Raw genomic sequence first — 10,759 nt, forward strand, 5'->3', positions numbered from 1 at the left:
TCCCGACGACAACCCACTCCCGCATCACAGCGCAGGAAACTCGGCATACCCGAGTCTCTGCACCGAGCCCCACCGTGCGCTACTCCACGTCCTCGCCGGCCTCAGTGTTGGCAATCGCCCAACCGTTGCGCAAATCATCCTCATAGTTTTTACAGAACTCCCACGTGGGAAGTCGATCGTCAATCTCAGCAACTAGAGGCGCGACACGATCCTTGTCAGAAAAAATAGGCTCAACCACCGACAAATCCCCGGCGGCCGCCTCACCCCGAAGAAGAGACAGGCAATCAATCCCAAGGGCAGGATCCGTCACACGCACCCCAAACTCACGGTCAGGATCGTACGCAGTACTCGTCAAATAGGTCGCCACAGTGTTGTCCTCGTGGGCAACAAACCCGTGACCGACACCCACCGGAAGATACACCACCGCGTGATTATCCTGGTTAAGAGGAACAACGATGTGCTTCAAATACGTCTCCGACCCCTTACGCAGATCAACGATAATATCGCTGAGAGCCCCCGCCGGACACGTCACCATCTTCGCCTGCCCCGGCGGAACCTCCGCCAGGTGGATCCCACGGACCACGCCACGAACAGAGACACTCATATTCGCCTGCTCCGGGAAAAAAGGATAACCCAACGCCTCAGCGAGATCATCCGCCTTGTACCACTCGTGGAAACTGCCGCGCTGATCACCATGAACAGTCGGATAAAAAATAAACACCCCAGGAATCGGGGTTGCCGTGTACGTGGCGTACTGGTCAGGTTCCTGAACTTCAAGTCGAGACGTCATGACACCCAGCTTAGTGGCCCCCAAACACAAAACCGCCACACACTGCGCCTCTCATGCCAACAGTGGCAACGCGCCCCGCACCCTCACGGGAGTTCTTTCTCCGTGAGCGCGTACTTCGCCTCCGCCGCCTTCGCCGCAACCTCCCACCAGTCCCGGTTATTCCTGTACCACTCAATCGTCTCGCGAAGACCGTCGGCAAGAGAATGCGTCGGCTCCCACCTGAGCTCAGTACGCAGCGTTGTGGGATCAATAGCGTACCGACGATCATGCCCCGGCCGATCCGTCACATGCACATAATCACTACGCGAGAGACCGAAGGCCTCGAGGAGATCCCCCACAATGTCGAGATTAGAACGCTCACCGTCAGCACCAATGAGGAACGTCCGACCGTACAGTGCCGGATCCTGGCAGGCTGCATCGATAATAGACCAGACCGCACTATTGTGATCGTCCACGTGAATCCAATCACGCACATTCTCACCCGTACCATACACCCGCGGACGTCGCCCCTCGATGAGCCCAATAATCTGCCGAGGGATAAACTTCTCCGGATGCTGACGAGGCCCATAATTATTAGAGCAATTTGACATCGTCGCCTTCAACCCAAAACTCCGCACCCACGCACGCACCATATGATCAGCCGCCGCCTTCGATGCAGAATACGGCGACGACGGACGATACGGAGTCGACTCAGTAAACCGCTCCGGCGACCCCACCGGCAGGTCACCAAACACCTCATCAGTTGAAATATGATGCAGCGGCACACCATGCTTCACACACGCCGACGCCACCGTCACCGTCCCCTCCACATTCGCCCGCAAAAACGGCGCCGGATCCTGCAACGAATTATCGTTGTGGCTCTCCGCCGCGAAATGAACAACCTGATCCGCCGACGCAACCAACTCATCAACCAGCGCGTGATCGCAAATATCACCTACCACCAGTTCACACACCAGGTCACTCGTCGGCGACGACGCACGATGGCAGGATGCAGCGGCAGATCGGGCCGACAGCTCAGAGGAAGCCACTGCCTCACCCAAGCCAATGGAAGTGGGTGCCACCCCCCTCACGTCAGTGGAAAAATCGGGCTTCAAGCTCTCCAAATTCCCCGCATACGTCAACGCATCCAACACCACGACACGCACATCAGGCCGATGCGCCCGCGTGTAATGTACGAAATTCGAGCCAATAAAACCAGCTCCCCCAGTGACTACCACAGTGTGCATGGAATCACCGTACCGCGGCATCACGAGCTTCCGCCTCCGCAATAGCATCCTCATACGTCGGAGTGTCCTCAAGCTCCTTGCGACTAATCCCCTGTTCCCCCACCATACGGTTAATAATCAGCGCAATAGCACCGTCACCAGTCACATTGCACGCCGTACCAAACGAATCAATCGCGATGTACGCCGCAACCATAATCGCAACCTCAGAGTCAGAAAAACCCAACATTGATGACAACACCCCAGACGCTGCCATAATCGCCCCACCCGGAACACCTGGTGCAGCAATCATGGTGATCCCGAGCATGAGCACAAAACCAATCATCGTCGCCGGCGTTGTATCAATATCCGCCATCTGCACAATCGCGAACGCAAATAACGCGATCTTCATCATCGACCCGGCCAAGTGAATCGTCGCACACAAGGGCACGGTGAACCCGGCAACCGTCGGATCCACACCATTCTTCTTCGAACACTCATACGTCACCGGAATCGTCGCAGCTGATGATGATGTTCCCAACGCCGTCACATACGCCGGAATCATATTGATAAACGCACGCCACGGATTCACCCGCGCAATCGCACCCGTCACCGAGAACTGAATGAGCAGCAACACACCCGTCATCGCAATCGCCAACACGATCACCTTGGCAAACGACACCAACGTCGTCGTCAAGTTGCCATTCATCCCCATCGACAAGAACATGCCAAAAATGAACAGCGGCAAGCATGGGATCACAAACGAGCTGATCACCCGCATAATTACCCGTTCAAGATCCTTCGCACCCGAATACAATGTGTCGCTCTTCACCGCGGTCATCGCCACACCAATCGTGAACGCCAACAACAGTGCCGTCATGACCTCAAACGGCGGCTTCATGGCAACCTCAAAAAATGGTTTGAGAGCACCATTATCCACCGTTTTGGCCTTAAACAGGTCATCACCCTTCAACAGCCACGGATACACCGCGGATGCTGTCCCAAAAGCAATGAGGCCAGAGAACACAGTCGACCCATAGGCGACACCAGTGGTCACGGCTAACCACTTCCCCGCCCCACGGCCCAGACCAGAAATCGCAGGCGTGATCAACGCAAAAATCAACACCGGGATGAAGAAACTCAAGAAATTACTAAACAGACTGTTATAAGTGACAAACACCCGCGCCAGCCACGGCGGAAAGAATAATGAGCACACCGCGCCCGTGATAATCGCAATAATGATCTGCACCAGAAGATTCCCACGAATCCACTGGACAACCGCCGATCGTGACGGCACAGCGCGAACCGAATACGCGCCACCTACTGTTGTGTCCACCGTGGGGTCATTGTGATCAGGCTGCTCGTCAGGGGCCGACTGGGGCATATAGGATCTTTCTCTTCATGATGGCCGATATCCCCCATGAGAGTATTAGTCGACGACCCCGTTTCCAAAGCCAACTCCCTCATAGGCCAGAGTAGGCCGCCCCCATCGCCTACACTGCGTGCGACACCACATGAACCACGGCCCCGAATACACCTGGGATGAGGGGATGGTTAGTTCAGCCCTGAGTACGAATGCAAACCAGAGACAACAAGGTTGATGAAGAACAGATTGAACACCATAATCCCGAAGGCAACCACATTAATCCACGCCGCACGCTGATCCTTCCATCCCGACGTTGCCCGAGCGTGAAGGTAAGCAGCGTAGAGAATCCATGTCACGAACGAGATGGACTCCTTTGGGTCCCAGTTCCAAAAACGCCCCCAGGCGGACTCCGCCCAAATCGCACCGAAGATCACACCGAGCCCGAAGATCGGGAACGTGATAACCGCCGTGCGGTAGGCCAACCGATCAAGCCGCTTGGCAGTTGGCAAAGGCCCGGCGATTTTCCCAACCATGCCATGCTCCTTGCCGACCGGTTGGAACATCCGCACAATATACGCCAAGCTGCACATTCCAGAAATCAAGCCGAAACCCGCACCAATTGACACCGTCGACACATGAATGGGGAACCAGTACGACTGCAACGCAGGAACCACCGGCGCCGATTCCGCATATAACTTCATCCCGCCATAAAACAGCAACGCAACCACAGGCATGAGCACCCACGGCCACATAATGCGGTTCTCGCGTTTCGTCAAGACAACCGTGGCAACAACCATTGCCACCAGGGACACGAGGGCGACATATTCATACAGGTTCCCCCACGGGAACCGGTGGGCCGATAATCCACGTAGGACGACGCACGCCGCATGGAAGAGCAACCCCAGGAAGATAATCCCTTGACCGAAAGCCCCCATCCTATCGATACTGTCTTGGCGGCCATCAAGTTCCGCCTGGGTGAGAACTGGCCGGTCATTCGCAACGCGCCCCCACAGCTTACCCACCGCCGACGAGGCCGATCGGGGCGACGCACCCGCACCTCCTGTTGTTACAGAGGCCGTCGCCTCGCCCCGCACTGATGCCGTGGACGCGCAACCTGCCCCTGCTACCCCCGCACTGACCAGCTCTTTATCGTTCGTTGACGTCGATGAGCCCGACTGAGCGTCAGTACGAGACCTGGCGTCCTCGAATGCCTCCTGAAGCATCTGTTCACGAACATAATAAGCCAACATGACGATCAGCCCGATGACATATACCGCGAATGCGACTTTGAACGAAAAGTCTGAAAACGAGGCAAGAGTCTTATTAACCGGCATAGTTCTCCTCTTCTCCCTGCCCAGGCTATTTCATGTCACACACTGAGGGCAATAAACAGGCATAATTGTACGGCCCCCACCATCTGAACGTAACCACCGGGAACGCAGGACCACGACAGACGACGAGCAGCACAGTCACCACGGGACCTTAGCACCAGCCACCAGCGACGATGTGCCGACGGCTAGTCCTCCTCGTCGTCATAGTCATCATCTGGCTCCTGCACAATAGTTCGAGCATATCTAGCGAACTCACGCCCCCACCCGGCACGATCCGTACGAGCAAGACCAGCGGTTTCGACGAGCGCTGTTCCGTCGTCACGCGGTGTGACGCGAACCCACATACGGCGGCGCTTGATAGCGACCGACCCAACTAATCCAGCAAGCATAATGAGCGTGATGCCCAGCAGGTAGCCCTGCGTCGGATCACGGCTGACCTGCAGATTCACAAATGGCTTCGCACCATTAAACGTGATCTCGGTGCCATCGTTAAGGGTCGTTGTTTGGCCCTTGTGTAGATTCGCACGATCCACCTTGGACAACAGACCCTGGTGGATTAGGCTCGTATCCAGGCTAAACAGGCTTTGACCCACGCCGGTATCCAGTCCGGCATCACCACGGAAAACATCGATGGCGACGGCTTCATCATCTTGGGTCGGGAACCGAGACCCCGACAACACATTGTTGTTCTCACCACTAAACACGGCCGTCGGCGCGTAGAGACCTTGGATCGCCACTTGGTTCTTCCGACGCTCCTGCAGATCAGGGTACATCCCAGCCGGTGGATCAATACGCATCGCACCCGCGGACATAAAATTCATCATATCTGTCGGCTGCCACTGGATCTCACCCGTGCGGGTCTCCCCGTTGGGCCACTTCACTGTGAATGACGGCGCATACCCATGGCCTTGTAGATAGACACGGTCACCGTTGATGCGCAGCGGATGGTTCACCCTCAGGGTATATTTTTTCCACTCAGAATCCGGCTTGTCGATGTCATCTTTCGTTGCATAGCGGATATCTGAGGTAAACATCGTGGCCTGCCCATTCGACAGGTAATCGGCATTAAAGTCGCCAATGTGGATACAGTACGGCGACAACTTCGTCCCATCGACAAGTGCCCCGTGCCGGAACGAATCAAAGTTCGCGACAGCCGAATTGCAGAACTGCGAGTTCTCATTGCCCGCAATAACGATGACCTGACCTTCGTAGTACATCAACCGCCCCGCTGCGATGAAGACCAGCATGACCGTGAGACCGACATGGAAAACAAGGTTGCAGAACTCGCGGGCGTATCCGCGCTCCGCACTAAATGACCATTGCCCGGCGCGATCCTCCGAGGCGGGCGTTTCACGCGTGTGCCACTTCGTAAACAGTGGAGTGATAGTTGTGCGCGCGTAGTCATCAACGCCGGGGAAGTCGTCGGCGGGGATGATGCGTGCGCGGTAGTGCGGGAGGCGGTTGAGATTCTTGGGCGCGCGCACAGGCTTCGCGCGCATCGCTGTGTAGTGCTCCCACGTGCGGGGAAGAATACAGCCAACCAGGGAGATGAACAGCAGGACGTAGATGGCGGTGAACCACGTCGACGAAAAGACGTCGAAAAGCTGGAGTTTGTCGTAGATCTTCCCGGTAGTGCCGTTGTCGGCAATATAGGTGGCAACTTTCTCTTTGTTCAGCGAACGCTGCGGGAGAATCGCCCCCGGGATCGCGCCGAGAGCAAGAAGGAAGAGCAAAATCAGCGCGGTCCGCATACTGGTGAGCCAGCGCCAGGGAATACGCCACAGCGAAGAAAATTGTTTGCGCGCCACGTCGTCCGCCTTTCTTGTGCTACCCCCGATTATGGTCTACACGATGCCTTGGTGCCGAAAGGCGTCCACTGTATCAGGGGGCAGCGCACGCAATCCCGCGATGGTCCCCGACTAGATGGGGGTTACTGTGCTCGTCACGGCCCACTGGCGGACCCAGGAGACAAACACAGCCCATTGTCCTGTGACCAAAGCGATCCCGACAATGATCAGGGCGACACCACCGGCGATCTGCACCCCGCGGCTATGCCGCCGCAGCCACGACACACTAGCGAGAACCGTCGATGACCCGAGCGCAACGATGATGAAGGGCAGCCCCAAGCCGAGGCAATATGCGATGATGAGAAGCACTCCTCGCAGTGCGGTCGTCCCCTCTGTTCCGGCGGCGACGCTGATAATGCCAGCCAGCGTAGGCCCAAGGCATGGAGTCCACCCTAGGGCAAAGACCGCGCCCAACAGTGGAGCACCCATGAGCGTGGACCAGCGCTTGGGTGCCATGCGGCGCTCATTCTGCAGGAAAGGGATAAAACCCAGGAACACGATTCCCATGAGGATCGTGATGACCCCGCCCACACGCTGCAATAATTCGCTATTGATTTGCAGTGCGGAGATCGCTCCAAACACAGAGGCTGTCGCAAGGATAAAGACGACGGTGAATCCTGCGACGAAAAGCAGCGCTGCCCCGGCGACACGGAGGCGTCGGGAACGAATCTTTGTGCCCTCAGTAGTAACGTCACTTTCGGCGCCGACGACGCCGGCAAGGTAGGAAATATAGCCGGGAACTAACGGAATCACGCACGGGCTAGCGAAGGATACAAGCCCAGCCACGGCGGCAGCTCCCAACGCGAGGAACAGCGGGCCTGACGCCGCGGTGGTAGCAAACGCTGCGCCAATATCAGCGTGGAGATGGCTGGGTGTCATCATTCTGTCTCCAGGGCGTTGACCACATCCATGATTTCTTTCGTGTTGACTTCACGGAGGAAAACAGCCGCAGGTCGGTGTTGTTTGTCTAAAACAATGGTCGTGGGCACGACGGAGGCAGGTATTCCACCAAGTGAGATAGCCGATTTGAATGAGGGATCATAGATGCTCGGATAGGAGAGATCGTTATCTTTCACGAAGTCCTGCGCGGCTTGCTTGTTGAAGTCGCGAACATTGATGCCCAGGACTGTTCCGGCAGGTTTGCCTTTGGATGTTCCGGAATGGTCGGAACCATCGGCCCCATTGCCTGAACCTTGCTGCATGTTGTTGTGAATTTCTTGAAGGTCATCGACCTCCGTACGGCACGGAGCACACCACTGGCCCCACGCGTTGAGCACAACGATCTGGTTGTCAAAGTCTGACAGCGTGATGGTTTTATCCGGCTCCATGAGGGACCTACCGGAGAGGCCTTTCACAGGTTTGCGGTCTTTTTGATCATAGGTGATAACCAACTTGCCGCCGGGTGAGACGAAGCTGAAGTTCCCGCCGACAGCCACGGCGTCTTTCCCCGCTGTGCCGCCATCTCCGCAGGCAGCTAGTGTGGTGGCACCCAGCGCTGACATGCCCACCGCCATGATCACAGACACCGCCACCATGGCTTGTGACCTCGGCTTGTCCTGCGTAGCGGGCATGACATCGCCCGACGCTGCTCGTGCCAACATGTTCTTTTTCACCACACGGTTCACCTCACACACGTTGCGCTGGTTCACTATATGCCAGATCGTTGACCTGCGCGCGAACGGCGGCGGGGCCACCAGAACGTACGACGGTGTCATCATCGAAGATAAGGCTGGTCACGCTCGCAAGTGAACACTGGCGGACAGCTGGGTTATGGGCCAGCCTCTTGCCGGCATAGTCGCGCTGAATCATCACGATCGGCAACTGGTGGGACACCATAATCGCCTCATGCCCGCGCGCTTCCTCACGAGCCCGCCCAACAGCAGCCCACATGCGGTCGCAAATGTCCTGGTACGGCTCACCCCAGCTGGGCCGCATGGGTTCCTTCAGATGATGCCACAGGGTCGGATTCCACAACTGCGAGCGCCACCCTTTGATACGGTAGCCTTCGAGGTCATTCCCAGCCTCAATGAGCTCATCATCAGTGACGATGTCAAGGCCGGTGACCTGCTGGAATGGTTGGGCTGTTTCCTGCGCGCGCGTCAATGGCGACGCTTTCAACACGGTGACATCATGCCCGGTGAATGCGCGAGCAGTGGTTGACGCCATGGCGCGTCCACGATCGCTTAAGTGATAGCCAGGTAGACGGCCATACAGAATACGATCCGGGTTGAAGACCTCGCCATGACGGACGAGGTGGACAATCGTGGACACTAATTAGCCCTCCTTGGTGGCCGCTGCAGCTGCCTTCGCGGCAGGACGCAATGCAGATTCAATGCGAGAGAAATCTTCGTCGGTGAGAGCCGTGGACACAAACCACGTCTCAAATGCTGACGGCGCAGTGTACACACCATTATCCAATAACGCATGGAAGAACGGTGCGTAACGGAACGTATCGGCGGCCCGCATGTCGACGAAATTATGCCCTTCACCGTCGGCGAAACGAACCGACAAGAACGTCGCTGCGCGCTGAATATGATGAGCCACGCCTTCGCGGTCCAGAGCCTCGTGGAGCAGGCCCGCCAGGCGGTCGGCATTGGTACGGAGGGTGGCATAGCACTCATCGTCAGCCAGACGCAACGACGCCAGTCCTGCTGCCATTGCCACGGGATTACCAGACAGGGTTCCCGCCTGGTACACAGGGCCTTCTGGCGCAAGATACGCCATCAGGTCGCGTCGACCGCCAAAAGCTGCCGCTGGCAGGCCGCCCGAGACAACTTTCCCGAAGGTCACCAGATCCCCCACCACACCATCAACCCCGTACCAGCCCTGGTACGAGGTACGGAATCCAGTCATGACCTCGTCGAGAATAAGAAGCGCACCGTACTCGTGCGCGATGTCCCTCAGTGCCGCATTGAACCCCTCTGCCGGCGCCACCGTCCCCATATTGCCCGCGGCAGCCTCCGTAATAATGCACGCAATGTCGTCAGAGTGCTGTTCACACGCCTCACGGACCGCATCGAGGTCGTTGTAGGGCACCACAATAGTGTCACTCTGCGTGACACCCGGCGAATCCGGCACACCGAACGTTGCCACCCCACTGCCCGCCGAAACCAACAACGAATCCACGTGCCCGTGGTAGCACCCAGCAAACTTCAGCACCGTCGAGCGACCTGTCACGCCCCGCGCCAACCGGACCGCGGACATCGTCGCCTCAGTTCCAGAGTTCACCATACGCACTTCCTCAACCGAGGTGCGGGAAATAATCTCTGCCGCCAATGCATTTTCCGCAGCCGTGGGCGCACCAAAGGACAGGCCTTTCGCCGCAGCAGACCGCACAGCATCCACAATCGCTGGATGAGCATTGCCGTGCAGCATGGGGCCCCACGACGACACCAAATCCACGTAGTCGTTACCATCCACGTCACGCAGATGGCTCCCCTGGGCAGAATCAATGAACAGCGGAGTGCCCCCAACCGAGCCAAACGCACGCACCGGCGAATTCACACCACCCGGAATTAACTGGCGAGCCTGCGCAAACAAATCACTACTACGAGTCATAGCCTTCATGGTAGGAAACTCCAACACCGACTGGCCATACTCCGTATCCGCAGGCCCTACCCCGGGGCTATCCACCGACCCCGCACTACCTGAGTGGGCAGGTGTCGCGGGTACGACGGTCGCCCCCACCGCCTGCGGGTAACCCGGCCCACGGTTGGGTTCCTGCCGCCGCTTGTACGCGGTGGCAGCAGCATTGGCACGCATATCAGCAGCTTCATTAAGCTCGTGGCCAGCGTGCCCCTTCACCCAATGGAAATTCACCGTTGCCCCAGCACGCCGTCGACGAGCCAAGAGCTGATCAATGTCTTTGATCTGCTCCACATTCACAACAGGTTTACCGTCAGCTTTTTTCCATCCCTTCTTCTTCCAACCGTGAACCCATGTCGTCACTGAGTTGATGACGTACTGCGAGTCACAAAAGATCTCCAGCGACACAGGAACACCCTGCTCATCGCACACGGACTCCATCACATGCAACAACTGGCGAACCGCTTCGAGTTCACCCTTATTGTTCGTGCCTTGCGGCCATCCACCTGCGGCCCAATGATCGTCGTCGATGTACCATGCCCACCCCGACGGACCCGGGTTACCAATTGCTGATCCATCCACCGCAGCCGTAATTTTCATAACGCCCAGTGTAAAGGGCGCCACGAGCACGCTTGAAA

9 protein-coding genes and 1 pseudogene are annotated in these 10,759 nt (G+C 57.4%); all 10 read right to left on the minus strand.

Annotation, left to right across the window (positions count from 1 at the left end):
* Nucleotides 1-79 precede the first annotated feature (79 nt).
* A complete protein-coding gene (locus tag V5S80_RS05640; protein ID WP_395169793.1) occupies nucleotides 80-790 on the minus strand; it encodes a dTDP-4-dehydrorhamnose 3,5-epimerase family protein in 711 nt (236 codons plus the stop codon).
* An 83-nt stretch (nucleotides 791-873) separates the two neighbouring features.
* A complete protein-coding gene (locus V5S80_RS05645) occupies nucleotides 874-2,016 on the minus strand; it encodes a dTDP-glucose 4,6-dehydratase (protein WP_395169794.1) in 1,143 nt (380 codons plus the stop codon).
* Between the two features lie 4 nt (nucleotides 2,017-2,020).
* On the minus strand, nucleotides 2,021-3,376 hold the full coding sequence (locus tag V5S80_RS05650) for a dicarboxylate/amino acid:cation symporter (RefSeq protein WP_395169795.1): 1,356 nt from the start codon (nucleotides 3,374-3,376) through the stop codon (nucleotides 2,021-2,023).
* Nucleotides 3,377-3,546: 170 nt separating this feature from the next.
* Nucleotides 3,547-4,692 carry a c-type cytochrome biogenesis protein CcsB gene (gene ccsB / locus V5S80_RS05655; RefSeq protein WP_395169796.1) on the minus strand — a complete coding sequence of 382 codons (1,146 nt, stop codon included), beginning with the start codon at nucleotides 4,690-4,692 and terminating at the stop codon, nucleotides 3,547-3,549.
* A gap of 182 nt (nucleotides 4,693-4,874) precedes the next feature.
* Nucleotides 4,875-6,440 (minus strand): cytochrome c biogenesis protein ResB, encoded by a 1,566-nt coding sequence (locus V5S80_RS05660; RefSeq protein WP_395169887.1) that lies wholly within the window; start codon nucleotides 6,438-6,440, stop codon nucleotides 4,875-4,877.
* Between the two features lie 168 nt (nucleotides 6,441-6,608).
* A complete protein-coding gene (locus V5S80_RS05665; protein WP_395169888.1) occupies nucleotides 6,609-7,415 on the minus strand; it encodes a cytochrome c biogenesis CcdA family protein in 807 nt (268 codons plus the stop codon).
* Nucleotides 7,415-8,071, minus strand: coding sequence for a TlpA disulfide reductase family protein (locus V5S80_RS05670; RefSeq protein ID WP_395169889.1), 657 nt, complete (start codon nucleotides 8,069-8,071; stop codon nucleotides 7,415-7,417). Before V5S80_RS05670 ends, V5S80_RS05665 begins: the two co-directional genes overlap by 1 nt.
* 91 nt (nucleotides 8,072-8,162) lie before the next feature.
* A complete protein-coding gene (locus V5S80_RS05675; protein ID WP_395169797.1) occupies nucleotides 8,163-8,807 on the minus strand; it encodes a histidine phosphatase family protein in 645 nt (214 codons plus the stop codon).
* A 3-nt stretch (nucleotides 8,808-8,810) separates the two neighbouring features.
* Nucleotides 8,811-10,103: a glutamate-1-semialdehyde 2,1-aminomutase gene (hemL, locus tag V5S80_RS05680; protein ID WP_395169890.1), complete on the minus strand. Its 1,293-nt coding sequence runs from the start codon at nucleotides 10,101-10,103 to the stop codon at nucleotides 8,811-8,813.
* A 186-nt stretch (nucleotides 10,104-10,289) separates the two neighbouring features.
* A pseudogene (locus V5S80_RS05685) lies at nucleotides 10,290-10,721 on the minus strand (ribonuclease H); the annotation flags it as partial.
* Nucleotides 10,722-10,759 lie beyond the last annotated feature (38 nt).

Source organism: Corynebacterium sp. PCR 32 (assembly GCF_037464985.1).
Classification (GTDB): Bacteria; Actinomycetota; Actinomycetes; order Mycobacteriales; family Mycobacteriaceae; genus Corynebacterium; species Corynebacterium kroppenstedtii_D.